This window comes from uncultured Flavobacterium sp., from assembly GCF_963925415.1.
Taxonomy (GTDB): domain Bacteria; phylum Bacteroidota; class Bacteroidia; order Flavobacteriales; family Flavobacteriaceae; genus Flavobacterium.
Window position 1 is genome coordinate 1 of sequence record NZ_CAWUTS010000112.1, and the last position, 19,738, is coordinate 19,738.

Sequence of the window (19,738 nt, forward strand, 5' to 3'; positions counted from 1 at the left end):
GTAATGGAAAACTGGTGTTACGAACCCGAAGCGTTAGCTTTATTTGCAAAACATTATCAAACCGGCGAAATTATACCACAAGAATACGTTAAAAAAATAAAAGAAAGTGCTAACTTTCAAGAAGGAATGGCAACGATGCGACAAATTAGTTTCGGACTTTTAGACATGGCTTTTCATGCCCACAATCCAAACGAAATTACTACTGTTAAAGCTTTTGAAGAAGCTGCTTTTGCAAACACCAAACTATATCCAGATGTTGCCGAAAACTGCATGAGTGTTTCGTTTTCGCATATTTTTCAAGGGGGCTATTCGTCGGGATATTACAGCTACAAATGGGCCGAAGTTTTAGATGCAGATGCCTTTGCATATTTTAAAGAAAAAGGTATTTTTAACAGAGAAGTGGCAGCTAAATTTAAAGAAAATGTACTTTCAAAAGGAGGCACCGAATTACCCATGGAATTGTACAAAAAATTTAGAGGACAAGAGCCGAAGCCTGAGGCGTTGTTAAAAAGGGCTGGTTTGGTATAGTTATATTATAGCAAAATGATTATCTCTAACTTGCATTCATAAAATGTTATCCGAAAATCAATAATAAAAGTAACCAAATTACCGGCACACTTTCCACACAGAAAGAGGAGTAATATTTATTTCTCTTTGAATTAGCAAAATAAGTAAAACCACCTAAAATTAATGAAATTAAAGAGGTTATGGCAAATTGACTTAGCGAACTATTAGGTTTAAAATACTCTAAAAATAAAAAAAGCCCAATCCCTATATAACTCAATTGTTTTGTTCTGTTAATTCCTATTTTTTGTGGAATAGTATTCAATTTTAATGCATCAAACGGCAAATCAATAATTTCAAAAATCAACATCAATACAAAAATAAAAACAAAACGTTGGATACTTTTCAAAATTACAACTATTGAAAAATCTAGTTCAGCGTTTATAACAGGCAACAGAACCGTCACCCCTACCCAGGCAAATGCAACCAAATATATTTTTATGCCACTCCAATTGCGCATGTTTTTTTTATTAGGAAAAAATGGCAACGTATAAAAAATTGTTACTAATAAAGCTCCAAATCCTATTAATTTAGTATTGATTTTTAATTCTAAATAATAATAAAAAGCAGCTAAAGCCGAAACAAAACTTAAAGCTATTATTATTTGAAATGTATTTGAAAGTTTTACCTTTTTTATTCGAGCTAATTCATCATATTTTATAAAATTATAACCCACTACTGTTCCATAAAAACCAAAACACACAACAGCCTCATCATATGAAATGTTTAACTTTAAAAATGTGATTCTAATCAAAGCATAAACAGCAAGAGCAACATGCAAACTGCTTTGGATGTAAAAGTCAAATATATTTTTAAAGTATTTCATTCAACAAAAATAATCAAAGTGTTAATAAAACTAGTGATTAGTTGATAAAAAGATAAAAAATCAATAAAATTTAAGGATTATTTTAATTCATAATAATTACTTTTGTAGTTTATTTTAAATTCTATTTTTAGAATACAAAAAAACAAAAATTTATACTTTATTATACCATAAATGAAAACAGACTCATTTGCTTTAAGACATTTAGGACCAAGAGAAAACGATTTGCCTAAAATGTTAGAAACCATAGGTGTTGAAACTTTAGATCAATTGATTTATGAAACCATACCTTCCGATATTCATTTAAAAGAATCATTAGAATTAGACCCCGTAATGACCGAATATGAGTATGCAAACCATATTCGATTATTAGGCAGAACAAACAAGGTTTATAAATCATATATTGGTTTAGGTTATAATCCAACTATTGTTCCTCCTGTAATTCAAAGAAATATTTTTGAAAACCCAGGATGGTATACTGCTTATACACCTTATCAAGCCGAAATTGCTCAAGGGAGACTAGAAGCTATATTAAATTTTCAAACTACCGTTATTGAATTAAGTGGAATGGAAATTGCCAATGCATCCTTGTTAGATGAAAGTACTGCTGCTGCTGAAGCAATGGCTTTATTATTTGATGTTCGCTCAAGAGATCAAAAGAAAAACAACGTATGCAAATTCTTTGTTTCAGAAGAAATTTTACCTCAAACACTATCGGTTTTACAAACACGATCTGCTCCTATTGGCGTTAAATTAGTTGTTGGAAATCATGAAGATTTTGACTTTTCAAAAGACTTTTATGGTGCAATACTTCAATACCCAGGAAAACATGGTCAAGTATATGATTATGCCTATTTTATAAAAAAAGCTAATGAAAACGAAATAAAAGTAGCGGTTGCTGCTGACATTCTATCCTTAGTAAAACTAACACCTCCAGGAGAGATGGGTGCTGCTGTAGTAGTAGGAACAACTCAGCGCTTTGGTATTCCAATGGGATATGGTGGGCCTCATGCTGCCTATTTTGCTACAAAAGAAGAATACAAGCGATCTATGCCTGGCAGAATAATAGGGGTTTCGCAAGATGCTGATGGCAACCGAGCTTTGCGTATGGCCTTACAAACAAGAGAGCAACACATCAAACGTGAAAAAGCAACTTCAAACATTTGTACTGCACAAGTTTTATTATCTGTAATGGCAGGGATGTATGCCGTATATCACGGCCCAAAAGGTTTGAAATACATTGCAGACAAAGTTCATTCATCAGCTTCAACTTTAGCAGACGCATTAAATAAATTAGGTTTTTACCAAACCAACTCAGCTTATTTTGACACTATAGTTATAAAAGCAGATGCTCAAAAAATAAAACAAATTGCTGAAAAAAATGAAATTAATTTTTATTATATAGACAACACATCTGTTTCGATATCTGTAAACGAAACTGTTTCACTTGAAGATATAAACCAAATTATAGCTGTCTTTGCTGAGGCAGCAAACAAAGAAGCTTTTAAAATTTCTGTATACAATACCGAAAATAACTATCCCTTACTTTTAGAAAGAAAATCATCGTTTTTAACCCACAATGTTTTTAACAAATACCACTCTGAAACAAGTTTGATGCGTTATATTAAAAAATTAGAACGCAAAGATTTATCCCTAAATCATTCGATGATAGCATTAGGCTCTTGTACAATGAAATTAAATGCTGCAGCTGAAATGCTTCCTTTAAGCATGCCTTATTGGAACACCATTCATCCATTTGCACCATTGGACCAAGTACAAGGTTATACTACAATGCTTAAAAAACTAGAACATCAATTGAATGTAATAACAGGTTTTGCAGGCACTACATTACAACCTAATTCAGGTGCACAAGGTGAATATGCTGGTTTAATGACCATTCGTGCGTATCATTTATCTAGAGGTGATGAGCAAAGAAATATTTGTTTAATTCCTGCATCGGCTCATGGTACAAATCCTGCATCAGCAGCTATGGCCGGAATGCAAATCATTGTTACCAAAACTATGGAAAACGGTAATATTGATGTAGAAGATGTAAAAGAAAAAGCTTTACAATACAAAGATCAATTATCTTGCTTAATGGTAACCTATCCATCGACTCATGGCGTTTTTGAAAGTGCCATTAGAGAAATTACACAAATCATTCATGACAATGGAGGATTAGTGTATATGGACGGGGCAAATATGAATGCACAAGTAGGGCTAACAAACCCTGCAACAATAGGTGCAGATGTTTGTCATTTAAATTTACACAAAACTTTTGCCATTCCTCATGGAGGAGGTGGACCGGGAGTAGGCCCTATATGTGTTAACGAAAAACTAGTGCCCTTTTTACCTAGCAACCCATTTGTTGAAGTTGGTGGCGAAAAAGCAATTTCTGCGATTTCTGGAGCACCATACGGGTCAGCTTTAGTATGTTTAATATCATATGGTTATATTTGCATGCTAGGCGCAGAAGGAATAACCAATGCTACAAAATATGCCATTCTAAATGCAAATTACATGAAAGCACTTTTAGAAGAACACTACCCCATATTATATGTGGGAGAAAAAGGCAGAGCGGCCCACGAAATGATATTAGATTGTAGATCTTTTAAAGATAAAGGAATTGAAGTTTCAGATATCGCAAAACGTTTAATGGACTATGGTTTTCATGCACCAACAGTTTCTTTCCCTGTGGCTGGAACATTAATGATAGAGCCAACTGAATCTGAAGATTTAGCGGAATTAGATCGTTTTTGTGAGGCTATGATTTCAATACGAAAAGAAATTGAAGCTGCAAGAATTGAAGAACCAAACAATATATTAAAAAACGCTCCGCATACCTTAAACATGCTTACCTCTGACTCATGGAATTTTCCATATTCAAGAGAAAAAGCAGCATATCCTTTAGAGTATGTGTCAGACAATAAGTTTTGGCCGAGCGTTCGTCGTGTCGATGAAACTTATGGAGATAGAAATTTAATATGCAGTTGTGCTCCAATTGAGGCATATATGTAAGATCATTAAATTCCAATTATGGAAATCCCAAATTCCATTAAAAAAGAGTTTGGGATTTTTTAATATTAAAAAAATGAAAGATATAGCAACTAGAGAAGATATACTTTTGATCATTAGAGAGTTCTACAAAAAATTATTGGAGGATGATAGTATTAATTTTTATTTCACCAAATTAACAACTGTAGATAAACATTTGGAAGAGCATTTTGAAATTTTAGCTACTTTTTGGGAGCAGTCTATCTTTTTAAAAGGGGGCTATAGCAACAATATGTTTCAAATTCACAAAGACTTAAATGAAAAGCATGCTTTTAAAAAAAAACATTTTGATACTTGGCTTAAGCATTTTTATCAAAGCATTGATGTTTATTTTATTGGACCTAATGTAGAAAAAATGAAAACTAATGCATTAAACATGGCAACAGTTATGCAAATCAAATATTTTAATTAATGTCATTAACATGTTTGTGTTTTAAAAAAAAAATTAACTAATTTTACACTAATTAATACATTACAAACTAATGAATATTAAAATTACAGGTTCAGGAAGTTATATTCCTTCATTAAAAGTCACTAATGAAGATTTTATAAATCATAGTTTTTTAAACGAAGATGGAACGGTATTTAATTATACGAATGATGTTATTGCACAAAAATTCACAGACATAACAGGAATAATTGAGCGCAGATACGCTCAAGACAATCAAACTGCCTCTGACATGGCTACAATAGCTGCTCAAAAAGCAATTGAAGACGCTAAAATAGATCCTGAAACACTAGACTACATAATATTTGCTCATAATTTTGGCGATGTAAAAAAAGGAGCAATTCAAAGCGACATGATGCCAAGTTTAGCTTCAAAAGTTAAATTTAATTTACGCATAAAAAACCCAAAATGCATTGCTTATGACATGCTTTTTGGTTGCCCTGGATGGGTTGAAAGTGTAATACAAGGACAAGCATTTATAAAAGCTGGTATGGCGAAAAAATGTATGATTATAGGTGCTGAAACATTATCTAGAGTTGTTGATGCGCATGATAGAGACTCTATGATTTATTCTGATGGTGCAGGTGTTACAATTATAGAGAGCACAGAAAATGATGGTGGAATTTTATCACACGCTTCTGCTTCCTTTACTTATGATGAAATCAATTATTTATATTTTGGAAAATCATATAATCAAAATCTTGACCCAGATACACGTTACATAAAAATGTTTGGCCGAAAAATATATGAGTTTGCATTATCAAACGTTCCGCTAGCTATGAAAGAATGCTTAGAAAAAGCTAATATTGAAATAGGACAGGTTAAAAAAATATTGATTCATCAGGCTAATGAAAAAATGGATGAAGCTATAGTAAACCGCTTTTATAAGCTATTTAAAACAGTAACTCCTGAAGGCATTATGCCTATGAGTATTCATAAACTAGGGAATTCTAGTGTTGCAACAATACCAACCTTATATGATTTAATTATGAAAGGAGAGTTAGAAAATCATTCTTTAAATAAAGGTGACATTGTTCTTTTTGCATCTGTTGGTGCTGGCATGAACATTAATGCAATTGCTTATAAAATGTAATTACTCTGATTTGTAAATTTTACCACCTTTCATTACAAAAGTAATTTTTCCCATTTGATTAATATCTATAGTTGGGTCACCATCAACGGCAATAATATCAGCAAATTTACCCTTTTCAATTGTACCTAACATTGAAGATTGCCCTAATAAATCTGATGCATTTATTGTAGCTGTTTTTAATATTTCCATAAAAGGCATTCCTACTTCATTCATATAGATAAATTCTTTCCAATTATCGCCATGAATAAAAACACCTGCATCTGTTCCAAAAGCAATTTTTACTCCATATCTATAGGCACGTGCAAAAGTGTTTTGAATTTTTGGACCAATTTCTAAAGCTTTTGGCACCACTAGATCTGGATAATAATTTGGAATTTTAGCAAATAATCCAACCGCTTTTCCTGCTGTAACTGTTGGTACTAAATAAGTGCCCCTCTCTTTCATTAATTTCATGATCTCTTCACTCATGTAGGTACCATGTTCAATTGAATGAACGCCACCAATGACAGCTCTTTTCATTGCTTCTTCTCCATGGCAATGAGCAGCAACCTTAAAGCCATAATCATTAGCAGTACTAACAATTGCTTTGATTTCCTGAATGGTAAATTGCGCATTTTCCCCACTTTTTGCAACACTTAAAACACCTCCAGATGCTGTAATTTTTATTAAATCACTTCCATCTTTGTAGCGTTGTCTTACTGCTTTAATACAATCATCAACGCCGTTTACAACTCCTTGTTTTGGCCCTGGATTTCCCATCAAATCACTTCTATAGCCGTTTGTTGGGTCAGCGTGTCCACCTGTTGTTGCTATTGATTTACCTGCAGTAAAAACTCTTGGCCCGTCAACTAAACCATTATCTATGGCATTTCTTAAAGAGATATTGACATTGGTTCCTCCTAAATCTCTAACAGAAGTGAATCCAGCATTTAAAGTTTTTTTTGCATAAGCCAAAGATTTATAAGCAATATCAGCATCATTTAATGTAAATTCTTCTATATATTGTTTGGCACTTGTTTCATGTTCTAAGTGAACGTGCATATCAATAAGGCCTGGCATAACCATTTTTTGTGACAAATCAATAAAAACATCTGTATCAGAAACCGTTAATTTAATTTTTGAAACGTTTTCAATTTTATCATTTATAATGGATATATAAATGTTTTCTAATATTGTTCCATTTTCAACGTCTACAAACTTTCCACAATGAATAATTGTTTTTTCCTGGGCTAAAGTAAAAATTGAAACCAAAGACAAAAGAAATAATATATTTTTTTTCATAAAAATAAAAATTAGAAAGCTAATGTACAAAAATTACTCTTTAAAATTAAATCTTTGTAACTTTACAAATCTAATTTTTTTTTAATTTGATATGTACGAAAAAACTTTCCCCAGTAAACGTTTTAATATAACCTTAGCATTTTTAAAAAAGCATATTTCTACTAGTGAAACTGTTTTAGATCTCGGCGTTTCTAATCCATTTTCAAAAATAATGTTAGAAAATGGATATAAAGTAACAAACACTAAAGGAGAAGACATAGACGACAATCAATTTGCATTTAATAATAATGAATACTCTGTAGTAACTGCCTTTGAAATTTTTGAACATTTGCTTAATCCCTATACTATACTTAAAGGCATTAAAGCTGATAAAATATTAATTTCTATTCCCATGCGATTGTGGTTTTCATCTGCTTATAAAAGTAAAACCGATAAATGGGACAGACATTATCATGAATTTGAAGATTGGCAACTGGATTGGTTATTAGAAAAAACAGGATTTAAAATAATCGACAGAATTAAGTTTACGCATCCAGTAAAAAAAATAGGTTTTAGACCTTTGCTACGTTATTTTACAAATCGTTATTACTTGGTTTACGCTGAAAAAGTAATTAGTACCATATAAATAGCTAACCGTTTAATGAAATACTACATCATAATTCCTGCTTATAACGAAGAAGCATTTATAAATTTAACGCTGCAATCATTGGTAGACCAAACTGTTTTACCATCAAAAATTATTGTGGTAAATGATAACTCTACCGATAAAACAGCTGAAATTGTTTTGGCTTTCGCAGAAAAGCACCCATTTATTTCGTTAGTGCATAAAAAATCAGAAGCGATACACCTACCAGGAAGTAAAGTTATTCAAGCATTTCATGAGGGCGAAAAACATATTGATGATGCCTATGATATAATTGTAAAAATTGACGCTGATTTAATTTTTCCCAAAAACTACTTTGAAACAGTGATAAAGCATTTCAAATCAGATATAACAGTCGGAATGGCTGGAGGTTTTTGCTACATCAAAAAAAATAACGATTGGGTTTTAGAAAACCTTACAGATAAAAACCATATACGTGGCGCATTAAAAGCCTATAGAAAAGAAGCTTTTAAGCAAATTGGTGGTCTAAAACCAGCTATGGGATGGGACACAGTTGACGAATTGTTATGTAAATTTTATAATTGGAAAGTAGTTACCGATGAAACTTTAATAGTAAAACACCTAAAGCCTACAGGAGCAAATTATAACAAAGCTGCACGTTACAAGCAAGGCGAAGCTTTTTACAGCCTTGGTTATGGGTTTTGGATTACAGCCATTGCATCTTTAAAACTGGCTTTACGAAAGAAAAAACCCTTGCTTTTTATAGATTATATAAAGGGGTTTTGGAAAGCAAAATTATCTAATAAAGAGCTTTTAGTTTCTAAAAAACAAGCTCTGTTTATAAAAGCATATCGTTGGAAAAAAATGAAAGAAAAATTATTTTGATTGATTTATGCTAGTAAAATAAGTCATAAGATATTTTTATAATACCTATTAAATTTTTTATGATTGTGAAATATTAACATTTTTTTATGATTACGGCTTGCGTTTAATCAATTTATTTGATAAAATTTAATCCCTTATATTATGAAAAAAACATTTTTACTTTTAGTTTTTTCGCTTTTCACTCTGTTTACAAACGCTCAAGATTATGTTGATATTGTTAAGTTTTCAAACAACAATGCCAATTTAGGTAATCTTGACGATGACTATGAAACAAACACAAATAACTTCAATTTTGAATTATATTATCCAAAAGTTATTAATAAAAATCTCGTTTTTTTGACTGGCATAACTGCCGAAAATACGGCGCTAAATTTAGGGAAAAATTTTGACAGAGGAAATTTGACAATGACTAGATTGAATTTAGGGATAAAATACCAACACAATGAAAAATGGTCTGGAACTTATGTTTTATTACCAAAATTAGCTTCTGACTTTAAAAATATAGGGTCTCAAGATTTTCAATTTGGTGCTTTAGCCATTTTAGATTATCAATATTCGGAAGGGTATAAATGGAAGTTTGGTTTATACAGTTCAACCGAAAATTTTGGAACTACTATAACCCCAATTATTGGTTTATGGCACCGTTCAAAAAATGAAAAGTTTTTTATAAATGCAACACTTCCTATTAGAATGGACATGAATTACTCACTTTCAAAAAAATTTAGCATTGGTACTGATTTGTTAACGTCTATAAAGTCTTATAATTTAGCAGACACAGGTTCAAATTTTTATGTTCAAGAAGAATCCATAAGGTTTGCGGCTTATGTGGCTTATGGTTTATTAGATAATTCATTAATTGTAAGAGGTAAAATTGGTTATGACACTACCGATTATGGCATGTATAATTCAAATGATACTGTTGGCGTTCAAGTATTAACTGTTCAGCTTGGTGGTGATGATAGAGTCCGATTGAATTCTGAATTTGATGCTGGCATTTTTATGGGAGCTGATCTAATTTACAGATTTGATCTTTCTAAAAAAGACAAATAAACCTTTGTTGATCAAATAATTAGCTTTTATGAAAACATATTTGCGTTAATGATAGTAGCGGCATCCTTTTATATATTACCACGTGATTAAACACGTGGTAATATATAAAAGATATAGCGAATAGCATGACCTGAAAGGAAACGCCAAAAAAAAACAACTTTACATAACTCATAACTCATAACTTCTCCCTATTTTTGATGATATTTTAAAAGTATGATGCTTATTAGATACTTATCGCAGATAGGTCGTTATTTTATGATGTTGAAAGAAATATTCAACAAACCCACTAAATGGAGTGTAATGAAGCAACTTATTTTTAAAGAAGTTGATGATTTAATCATTAATTCCTTAGGCATAGTGTCGTTTATTTCGTTTTTTGTGGGTGGTGTTGTTGCCATTCAAACGGCGTTAAATTTAACAAGTCCTTTGATTCCGAAATACTTAATTGGTTTTGCTACTAGGCAATCTATTATTTTGGAATTTGCTCCTACTTTTATTTCTATTATTATGGCAGGAAAAATGGGTTCGTTTATTACATCAAGCATAGGAACTATGCGAGTAACAGAACAAATAGATGCACTTGAAGTAATGGGTGTAAATTCTTTAAATTACTTGGTTTTTCCAAAATTAATTGCCCTTTTTTTGTATCCTTTTGTGATTGGAATTAGCATGTTTTTAGGCATTTTTGGTGGATGGATGGCTGGTGTTTTTGGTGGATTTACCACAAGTGGTGAGTTTATTGAAGGGCTTCAAAATGATTTTATACCGTTTCATATCGTTTATGCTTTTATTAAAACAAGTGTTTTTGCTTTTATATTAGCAACTATACCGTCCTTCCACGGATTTTATATGAAAGGTGGAGCGCTCGAAGTAGGAAGAGCAAGTACCGTATCATTTGTATGGACTTCTGTTGTTATTATTTTAATAAATTACATATTAACTCAACTCCTTTTAAGCTAATGATAGAGGTTAAAAATTTAAAAAAAACTTTTGGCACTCAAAAAATACTAAATGGAATCAGTACTCTTTTTGAAGCCGGAAAAACAAATTTAATTATAGGCCAAAGTGGCTCTGGAAAAACGGTTTTATTAAAATCACTGTTGGGTATTCACAGCCCAGATAGTGGTATAATATGTTTTGATGGGCGTGTGTATTCTGACCTTTCAAATGACGAAAAACGTACTTTAAGAACTGAAATTGGAATGGTTTTTCAAGGGAGTGCTTTGTTTGATAGTATGACCGTAGAGGAAAACATTGGTTTTCCATTAAAAATGTTTACAAATAAAACACCTCAAGAAATTAAAGAACGTGTTGATTTTGTAATAAATAGAGTAGATTTAATAGATGCAAATGACAAAAAACCTTCTGAAATTTCGGGTGGTATGCAAAAAAGAGTAGCAATTGCCAGAGCAATAGTCAACAATCCTAAATACCTTTTTTGCGATGAACCAAACTCGGGTTTAGATCCCAAAACGGCAATTATAATTGATAATCTCATTAAAGAAATTACTGAAGAATATAATATTACAACCGTAATTAATACCCATGACATGAATAGTGTTATGGAAATAGGCCAAAAAATTATATTCTTAAAAAATGGAAAACTAGCTTGGGAAGGTACAAAAGAAGAAATTTTTAAAACCGACAATGAAGCTGTTATCGATTTTGTATATTCTTCTGAACTGTTTAAAAAAGTGAGGAAGATGTATTTGGATGACAACGCTTAATAAATTTTGTTCGCCTCAAAAATATTTACTAATCAAAGTGTTTATTAGTCCTAACAGGTCATGAATTTTTTTGTAAGAACTGGTAAAAAAGAGGTTTAATTGAATCATCCTTAAAAGTGCATGATAAATTTTGACCTTTTATTTAATTTATAAGATATAAAACGTTTTAATTTATGTTTAAAACTTAAAAACAAATTAACCAGGAATTATTTCTACTTCAGCATTTGCATTAAACAAATAGGTTTTAGCCGTACTGATTTCTATACATTCATAACGTTTTACACGTAATCCTATTTTTTTAAAAATTCTACCTTTTGCAATTCTAAACATACTCCCGTTAGGCACTTCGTGAATAAAATAAACATCTGGCTTTCTTTCATCAAATTGTTTTAATGCAAAGGCTAATTGAGCATCAGTATCACTGCTAGCTGTTGGATTTCTAAAGTGGTTTGCAACTAATGATAAAACGGATTTTGGAAATATTTCTGGCCTAATAAAAGGAACCATTAATTTTTGAAACGTATGCTTCCATTCTATACCGTGTGGCTTTATATGTCTTCCAAATTTTTGAAAAGCTACCAAATGTGCTATTTCGTGTATTAATGTTATTAAAAATCGATATTGATTTAAGTTTGCATTAACTGTAATTAAATGAAAACCTTGAATATCTTTTCGGTAATCACCATGACGGGTTTGCCTTTCATTTACAATTTTTAAATGCACGCGGTTATCTTTGATAAGTTCAAAGCAAGACTCAACCGCGTGAGAAGGTAAATATTTTTCTAAAACGTTACTCAATTTTAGGGTGTTGTTGATGAAACTTGCAATACTTTTCCGTTATAATATTTATGCCCTGTTAAAGCAAAATTGCGAATATAACTCGCCATTTCTAATGCGGAAAGTGGCGCTTCATATCCAGGGAAAGCCTCTTGTAGCATTTCTGTATTTACAGCACCCAATGCCAAAACATTAAAACTTATGCCCTGATCTTTATATTCTTCTGCCAACATTTCTGACAAAGTTATTACTGCTCCTTTGCTCGAACTATAAGCTGTTAATCCAGCAAATTTTAAACTTCCTTGAATTCCACCCATAGAACTAATGGTTACTACATGACTCCCTTTTAGAAGAAAAGGAATACAAACACGGGTTAAACTAGCTACTGCAAAAACATTAACTTTATAAATTGATTCAAATTCTTTAGATGTAATTTGCTCAAAAGGCTTATGCAATAAAGCACCTGCGTTATGAATTAAAACATCAACAGATTTGAATGTGTTTTTTACAAATTCTTCAGCGTTATTAATGTCAGAATCTATTGTTAAATCAACAGATAAAAAGGTAATATTGGGATGTTCTAAAAGTGCCTTTGAAGCTTTTCTTGACAAGGCTAAAATTTGATGCCCCTCATTTGCAAACTGCAGGGCTAACTCTAAACCTATGCCTCTTGAAGTTCCTGTAATTATTATGTTTTTATTTGACATTTATAGTGATTTCTTTTGTGGGTTTATTAATCATGATTTCTAATATGGGGATCATTGTATTGATAACGTTAGTCATGTGTTTAGTGTCCATTAATTCAAATTCGTCATCGGGCTTGTGATAGAAATCAAAATTTTCAAAATCAAATGTGGAAACCGTTTGTGCAGGAACATTAAACTCTGTAAAAAAAGGATAATTATCTGACGCTCTAAATAATTGATATTTGGTTTGTGCCGGAATGTATCCTATTACCTTTTTACCATTATATTCATTCATTTTTGAAGCCATATTTGTTTTTCCAAAACCCGTTAAATACAACAAAAAATCTTTGTTTAGCATGGGAACGCCTATCATTTCAAAATTAAACATGAAGTATAAATCTAAATTCTCTGCTTTAAGTTTTTTTGCCAAATGTTTTGAACCTAACAAGCCTTTTTCTTCTGCAGAAAAGAATACAAAAATCAGGCTTCTTTTATTGGTTTTATACTTGGCATAATATTTCATTACTTCTGAAGTTGCTGTTGATCCTGAAGCATTATCATTTGCACCATTTGCAATATCATCTCCGTTTACTGCGGCAATTTTTCCAATATGATCATAATGAGAACCTATTATCACGAACTCATTTTTAAGTTTTGGGTCGTTTCCTTCAATATATCCAACAATATTATATGCAGGTTTATTAAAATTAGATAGTGTATCTCTATAGGTTTTAAAATATGGTTTGATGCCATTTTCTATCATCATATTCTCTAGAAAAACACTTGCTTTTTCTATTCCTTTGCTGCCTGTATCCCTTCCTTCATTATCGTCAGAAGCTAAAAAACTTAGCGTATTGGCTACAGTTTTTTCTTGAGCGAAACCTTTTTCGCTGGTTAAACTTATATCTGCTGTGTCTGTAGACTTAGTGGATTGTATCATTTTTGATGTGGAGCATGCTGCCATCAGTATAGAAGTGAAAATCAAAAATTTTTTCATTTTGTTTAGTTTTTAGTAAAAATAAAAAAATCCCGAATACTATCGGGATTTTTTTTGAAATATATCATATTAAAAAATTATGCTAACATTGTAACAGGATTTTCTAAATAGCTTTTTAAGGTTTGTAAAAACAATGCTCCTGTAGCTCCATCAACAGTTCTGTGATCACAAGCAAGAGTTACTTTCATTACATTACCCACAACAATTTGACTGTTTTTAACTACTGGTTTCTCTACAATTGCACCAATTGATAATATTGCAGAGTTTGGTTGGTTTATAATTGAAGTAAACTCAATAATTCCATAAGCACCTAGGTTTGAAATGGTAAATGTACTTCCGTCCATTTCTGCTGGAGATAGCTTCTTTGTTTTTGCTTTAGTTGCTAAATCACGAACAGTTGCAGAAATTTGAGTTAAACTCATTTGATCTGTAAAAGGTAGAACTGGTACTAATAATCCATCTTCAACAGCAACTGCTACACCAATATTTACATGGTGGTTCAAAATGGTTTCTTTTTCGGTCCATTGAGAGTTTACTTGAGGGTGCTTTTTTAAGGCCATAGCACAAGCTTTTACGATTAAGTCATTGAAAGACACTTTTGTATCTGGCAACGAATTAATTATTACTCGAGACGCTATTGCATTATCCATATCTAACTCAATGGTTAAATAATAATGGGGCGCTGTAAATTTTGACTCTCCTAAACGACGAGCAATCGTTTTTCTCATTTGAGAATTTGCACTTGTTGTAGATAGTTTTTCTCCTGCTGGAACAAATGGTTGAACAATTACTTGCTGAGGGTTTGTTGCACCAGTTTGAACAGTTTGTAACGACTCAACAACGGCTATTGGTTTAAAATTTTCTACATCTAATTTTACAATTCTACCGTTTTCTCCTGAACCATTAACTTGATATAAATTTATTCCTTTTTCTTTAGCAATTTGTTTCGCTAATGGTGAAGCTAAAATTCTTGCACCATCAATTTTTGTTGCAGGTACTTGAGCAATCGGGCTTTCAGGTTCTGGCTCTGCTGTTTCTTTAACATCTGATGCGTTACTGCTATAATTTTCGGCAATTCCACTAATATCTGTTCCGTCAGGACCAATAATTGCTAAAACGCTATCAACTAGTGCTGTTTCGCCTTCATTAATTCCAATGTATAATAAAGTGCCTTCGTTGAAAGATTCAAATTCCATGGTCGCTTTATCAGTTTCTATTTCTGCTAAAATATCACCTTCACTAATTTTATCACCAACTTTTTTTAACCAAGTAGCAACAGTTCCAGTAGTCATGGTGTCGCTTAAACGAGGCATCGTAATAACTTTTACCCCAGAAGGAATAGAATCTGCATTAGCTGTTAGAAGTTCTGATTCTTTTTCTTCAACAATTTTCACTGTATCATTTAATGCTTCTGATGCGACTAAATTCGAAATATCTTCGCCTTCTATTCCAATAATTGCTAATAAAGTATCAACAGTTGCTGATTCTCCTTCTTGAATTCCGATATATAATAAGGTACCCTCATTGAAGGATTCAAATTCCATAGTAGCTTTGTCGGTTTCTATTTCTGCTAAAATATCACCTTCACTAATTTTATCACCAACTTTTTTAAACCAAGTTGCTACAGTTCCTTCTGTCATTGTATCGCTTAAGCGAGGCATTTTAATTACTGTTGCCATGATTTATAATTTATGAGGTATAAATGGATAATTTTCTTGTTCGTAGACCACATCATATAATTGACTGATTTGCGGAAAGTCTGATTCTTCAGCAAAAGTTACACATTCTTCCACTAAGTCTTTCACTTTTTGGTTGATTGTTTCAATTTCGGCCTCTGTAGCGTAGTTTTTTTCTTTTATTACATCCAAAATTTGAGTAATTGGATCTATTTTTTTATATTCTTCTACTTCGTCTTTTGTTCTATATAATTGAGCATCTGACATTGAGTGTCCTCTATATCGATATGTTTTCATTTCTAAGAAAGTTGGTCCATCACCACGTCGAGCTCTTTCTATAGCTTCATGCATCGCTTCTGCAACTTTTACTGGGTTCATTCCATCAACAGGTCCACAAGGCATTTCATAACCTAAACCTAATTTCCAAATATCTGTGTGAGTTGCTGTTCTTTCGACAGATGTTCCCATAGCATATCCATTATTCTCACAAATAAAAACCACAGGCAGCTTCCATAACATGGCCATGTTAAAAGCTTCGTGCAATGAACCTTGACGTGCAGCTCCATCACCAAAATATGTCATAGTAACCCCGCCCGTTTCGAAATATTTATCTGCAAATGCCATACCTGCTCCTACTGGAATTTGAGCACCAACTATTCCATGTCCACCATAAAAACCATGCTCTTTTGAAAATATATGCATTGATCCACCCATGCCTTTTGAAGTTCCAGTAACTTTTCCTAATAACTCAGCCATTACTCTTCTTGGATCAACACCCATACCAATTGGTTGAACGTGATTTCGATAAGCCGTTATCATTTTATCTTTTCCACCCAATTCCATTACATGTAATGCTCCGGCTAAAACAGCTTCTTGACCATTATATAAATGTAAAAATCCTCTAACTTTTTGTTGAATATAAAGTGCAGCTAATTTGTCTTCAAATTTTCTCCAAAACTGCATTTCTTCGTACCATTTAAGATACACTTCTTTTGTAATTGGCTTCATCTAGTTTAGTTATTTAATGAATAAAATTCATATTTAGCAAAAATAGCATTTCCTTGCTTATCGAAAAAATTAAATTTAATGATTTTTTGTTTTTTTACTGACAATTATTTAAAATAATTAAACGAAAACGTTATAGCTGATTTTTATCAAACATAAAAGGCAATAAGTTTTTTAATGAATCTGATTTATAAACTTCTCCTTTTGCGCCCATAAAATAAATTTCAATTAATAATTCTTGTTTAAATTCATATTCTGCAATTGATTGTCTGCAAGCCCCACATGGAGGAATAGGTGTTATAGACTCTTTACTTATTGAAGAGGCCGTTATACACATTTTTAATACTTTAGCTTTTGGAAATTGAGAACCAGCATAAAAAATAGCCACTCGTTCTGCACAAAGTCCAGACGGATATGCTGCATTTTCTTGATTTGTGCCTTTTACAACCTCTCCGTTATCTAAAAGCAGGGCCGCGCCTACAGAAAAATTTGAATAGGGTGCATAAGCAGTTTTACGGGCTTCTTTTGCGTCTAACATTAAATTTTTAATTTCTAAATCTAATGCATCAATTGAATCGTAAACAGTAAAAGATGTAACAATTTTTATTTCTTTCATTTATATTGTTTTTATCAAAGGAAAAAAAATCCAAACTCTAATAATTAGAATTTGGATTTTATGTTTTTGTTTATTTATTTTTATTAATATTCATCATATTCATCGCCAAAATTAAACGTTAAAGAAAAACGCAAGGTGTTTTCTAAAGGGTTTTTTACTTTAGATGCTGAAAACAGATAGGATAAATCTACTTTTACAATTTGATATATAAAACCTGCACCAAGAGTTAGGTATTTACGTGCACCCTTGTCATCACTTTCATTAAAATATCCTGTTCGAAGAGAAAATGAATTTTGATAATTATATTCTGCTCCTATAGCCCAAGTAAATTCTTTTAATTCTTCGGAAAAGCCATTTGGTGCATCATTAAAAGATTTAAAAATACCAGAAACCCAGCCTATTTGTTGATATTCATTATATAATTGTGAAGAATCTTGATTGTCAATAACGCCGTCACCATTAACATCTGATAAAGATTGTGGCGTAGGTACCAATAATTTTGTAATTTCTGCAGTTACGCCTATTTTGTTGTAATCATCAAATATAAAATCAAATCCACTGCCTAATCTTAAGTTTGAAGGTAAAAAGTTAGCATTTGTAATGCCATTATCATATTTTATTTTTGGCCCTAAATTTTGCAAATTAAAACCGGCTCTCCATCTTCCGTCAAAATCGGTATAAGCCTGTTCTTCTGATTGATAATAGCCTGACACATCAAAAGCAAAGGTTGAGGCAGCGGAAGCGTCTGATGTTCCATCAGGAATTTTTAAACTAGAGCTTATAAATCGCCCTGCAACTCCCATAGCAAATCGGTCACTTAATTTTAGTGAATAAGAAAGATCTACAGCTAATTCATTAGGAGAAACCGTTACTGGAAAATCATCAAAAGATTGTCTTAATTCTATATCTCCTAAACTAAAATATCTTAAGCTACCCGCAAAAGCACTTCTTTCATTGATCCTGTTGTAGTAATTTACCTGACCCAAAGAAATATCATTTGCTATATCTGTTAGATAAGGAGTGTAACTTATAGAAAACCCTTGTTCAAACAATGAAAAAGCATATTTGGAAGGATTGTATTGTTGGGAAAATGCATCTGCAGAAGTTGCTACTCCCATGTCTGCCATACCTGCAGAACGGGCATCACCAGCAATTAGCAAAAAAGGCACTGAAGTTGTTATCACTCTTTCTTGTGCGTTTAGTTTAATTGTTGTTACTATCAAAACTAGTAAAGCGATTTTTTTCATATGGTATTTATTTAATTTACAAATATAGTATTTAATTAAAGTATAACAAGTTTCTCGTATTTTTCTGACTTTTTACCATCTATACTCGATTTTACAATTAGTTTATAGACATAAACCCCCTTGCCTATTTTATCGCCAAAGTCATCTTTTCCGTCCCATTTTAAGTTTCTTGATAAAAACCCTTCTGTAAAAAATGATTGATTTATTGTTTTAACCAATTTGCCACTTATCGTAAAAATTTGAACCTGAACATCTAACATCTCGAAGGGTCGGTTGTGATTGAACCAAAATTCGGTGTAACTCACAAACGGATTTGGATAATTTAACACATTACTTATGGTGATTATATCGGCACCTACAACTACAAATTGAATTTCGGCAGTAATTAAATTATTATACACATCCCATGCTTTAAATGTTATAGAATGTAGCCCTGGCTCTAAATTTTTAAAAGGAAAACGAACGTTGCCTTTTTGGTAATTATTATTCTCTGTTTCATAATAATCATTTAAAATGTATGGATTTAATTCATCACCGTCTAAAATTGCTACAATATCGTGCCCAATACCACTTGCCGTGTTGATCCCATTTTCGTCTTCTAAATAAGCTAATAAAAAAGGTGACTCATTTGTAATTCCACCATATACAAAAGATTGATCATTCATATATAGTTTAACAATTGGTGCAATGTTATCTTCAGGAGCATTCAAGTTTATACCTCCTATTTTTATAGAAAAATCATATCCTGTTTGATCCTGAAGGTTTGGTATATTAGATTTGGCGTAAAAACTAACTTTACCATTCCCTTCTGCTATTTTTATGTCTTTTGGCACAACAAATCCAAACTCAAATTTACCATTTACTACTGATGCATTTCCTCTAAAAATTGTTTCTCCCAATGCAACAAAGTCCATTATTACCAGATTACCTGAGCCAGAAAGTGTACCATCATTACCCAATGTTTGTCTTTGAATGTTTTTATCAAAAATCTGAACCGAAAGTTGTCCATTATAATTTGGTAAAATAAGATTGTTACTGTTTTGAACTTCTCCCGAAAGCGTAACATAACTTAATGCGTTTAAAACATCTGTTGGCTGATTTACATTTACTCCATTTATTTTTGTAAGTACAACTTTTGGTTTTGGAATTGCTAATTTTAAAGCAGGATCACCTATATTAAAAACAACTCTCCTGTTATCACTTGT

General features: G+C 31.9%; 19 protein-coding genes. 9 read left to right on the top strand and 10 right to left on the bottom strand.

Translation table 11 applies throughout. The features are described from left to right. Positions 1-528: M3 family metallopeptidase (locus AABM47_RS08980; protein ID WP_338410588.1), on the top strand; the 528-nt coding region annotated here is incomplete at its 5' end. Positions 529-574: 46 nt separating this feature from the next. On the opposite strand, the gene AABM47_RS08985 is transcribed toward AABM47_RS08980, so the two are convergent. Next, positions 575-1,390: a hypothetical protein gene (locus AABM47_RS08985; RefSeq protein ID WP_338410589.1), complete on the bottom strand. Its 816-nt coding sequence runs from the start codon at positions 1,388-1,390 to the stop codon at positions 575-577. A gap of 171 nt (positions 1,391-1,561) precedes the next feature. Between AABM47_RS08985 and gcvP the strand changes: the two genes are divergently transcribed. The 3 genes from gcvP to AABM47_RS09000 all read left to right on the top strand — a co-directional run bounded on the left by gcvP (position 1,562) and on the right by AABM47_RS09000 (position 5,982). Then, positions 1,562-4,405 (top strand): aminomethyl-transferring glycine dehydrogenase, encoded by a 2,844-nt coding sequence (gene gcvP, locus AABM47_RS08990; protein ID WP_338410590.1) that lies wholly within the window; start codon positions 1,562-1,564, stop codon positions 4,403-4,405. Between the two features lie 73 nt (positions 4,406-4,478). Next, positions 4,479-4,853 (top strand): group III truncated hemoglobin, encoded by a 375-nt coding sequence (locus AABM47_RS08995; protein WP_338410591.1) that lies wholly within the window; start codon positions 4,479-4,481, stop codon positions 4,851-4,853. 70 nt (positions 4,854-4,923) lie between these two features. Next, positions 4,924-5,982 carry a ketoacyl-ACP synthase III gene (locus AABM47_RS09000; protein WP_338410592.1) on the top strand — a complete coding sequence of 353 codons (1,059 nt, stop codon included), beginning with the start codon at positions 4,924-4,926 and terminating at the stop codon, positions 5,980-5,982. Here AABM47_RS09000 and AABM47_RS09005 read toward each other — a convergent pair whose 3' ends face one another. Further along, positions 5,983-7,263 carry an amidohydrolase family protein gene (locus tag AABM47_RS09005; RefSeq protein ID WP_338410593.1) on the bottom strand — a complete coding sequence of 427 codons (1,281 nt, stop codon included), beginning with the start codon at positions 7,261-7,263 and terminating at the stop codon, positions 5,983-5,985. Between the two features lie 91 nt (positions 7,264-7,354). Between AABM47_RS09005 and AABM47_RS09010 the strand changes: the two genes are divergently transcribed. The 5 genes from AABM47_RS09010 (at position 7,355) to AABM47_RS09030 (ending at position 11,529) form a co-directional block, all read left to right on the top strand. Continuing rightward, positions 7,355-7,888, top strand: coding sequence for a methyltransferase (locus AABM47_RS09010; RefSeq protein ID WP_338410594.1), 534 nt, complete (start codon positions 7,355-7,357; stop codon positions 7,886-7,888). Positions 7,889-7,903: 15 nt separating this feature from the next. Then, entirely contained in the window at positions 7,904-8,752 is an 849-nt protein-coding gene (locus AABM47_RS09015; RefSeq protein WP_338410595.1) for a glycosyltransferase family 2 protein, read from the top strand. A gap of 141 nt (positions 8,753-8,893) precedes the next feature. Then, positions 8,894-9,802 (top strand): DUF6268 family outer membrane beta-barrel protein, encoded by a 909-nt coding sequence (locus AABM47_RS09020; protein ID WP_338410596.1) that lies wholly within the window; start codon positions 8,894-8,896, stop codon positions 9,800-9,802. Between the two features lie 213 nt (positions 9,803-10,015). Continuing rightward, positions 10,016-10,762 (top strand): ABC transporter permease, encoded by a 747-nt coding sequence (locus AABM47_RS09025; protein ID WP_338410597.1) that lies wholly within the window; start codon positions 10,016-10,018, stop codon positions 10,760-10,762. Next, positions 10,762-11,529: an ATP-binding cassette domain-containing protein gene (locus AABM47_RS09030; protein WP_338410598.1), complete on the top strand. Its 768-nt coding sequence runs from the start codon at positions 10,762-10,764 to the stop codon at positions 11,527-11,529. The genes AABM47_RS09025 and AABM47_RS09030 overlap by 1 nt, the downstream gene beginning before the upstream one ends. A gap of 195 nt (positions 11,530-11,724) precedes the next feature. Here AABM47_RS09030 and AABM47_RS09035 read toward each other — a convergent pair whose 3' ends face one another. From AABM47_RS09035 to porU, 8 genes are all read right to left on the bottom strand, one after another. Continuing rightward, positions 11,725-12,327 (bottom strand): SprT-like domain-containing protein, encoded by a 603-nt coding sequence (locus tag AABM47_RS09035; protein ID WP_338410599.1) that lies wholly within the window; start codon positions 12,325-12,327, stop codon positions 11,725-11,727. A gap of 2 nt (positions 12,328-12,329) precedes the next feature. Further along, positions 12,330-13,013, bottom strand: coding sequence for an SDR family oxidoreductase (locus AABM47_RS09040; protein ID WP_338410600.1), 684 nt, complete (start codon positions 13,011-13,013; stop codon positions 12,330-12,332). Further along, on the bottom strand, positions 13,003-13,989 hold the full coding sequence (locus tag AABM47_RS09045; protein WP_338410601.1) for a M28 family peptidase: 987 nt from the start codon (positions 13,987-13,989) through the stop codon (positions 13,003-13,005). The genes AABM47_RS09040 and AABM47_RS09045 overlap by 11 nt, the downstream gene beginning before the upstream one ends. Before the next feature lie 77 nt (positions 13,990-14,066). Then, positions 14,067-15,668: a 2-oxo acid dehydrogenase subunit E2 gene (locus AABM47_RS09050; RefSeq protein ID WP_338410602.1), complete on the bottom strand. Its 1,602-nt coding sequence runs from the start codon at positions 15,666-15,668 to the stop codon at positions 14,067-14,069. 3 nt (positions 15,669-15,671) lie between these two features. Beyond that, on the bottom strand, positions 15,672-16,673 hold the full coding sequence (pdhA, locus tag AABM47_RS09055) for a pyruvate dehydrogenase (acetyl-transferring) E1 component subunit alpha (protein WP_338410603.1): 1,002 nt from the start codon (positions 16,671-16,673) through the stop codon (positions 15,672-15,674). A 130-nt stretch (positions 16,674-16,803) separates the two neighbouring features. Next, positions 16,804-17,286, bottom strand: coding sequence for a cytidine deaminase (cdd, locus tag AABM47_RS09060; protein ID WP_338410604.1), 483 nt, complete (start codon positions 17,284-17,286; stop codon positions 16,804-16,806). A gap of 83 nt (positions 17,287-17,369) precedes the next feature. Then, the gene (gene porV / locus AABM47_RS09065; protein WP_338410605.1) at positions 17,370-18,533 is read right to left on the bottom strand and encodes a type IX secretion system outer membrane channel protein PorV; all 1,164 of its coding nucleotides are present in this window, start codon (positions 18,531-18,533) and stop codon (positions 17,370-17,372) included. 35 nt (positions 18,534-18,568) lie between these two features. Continuing rightward, positions 18,569-19,738 (bottom strand): type IX secretion system sortase PorU (porU, locus tag AABM47_RS09070; RefSeq protein ID WP_338410606.1); only part of this gene is annotated, 1,170 nt, incomplete at its 5' end.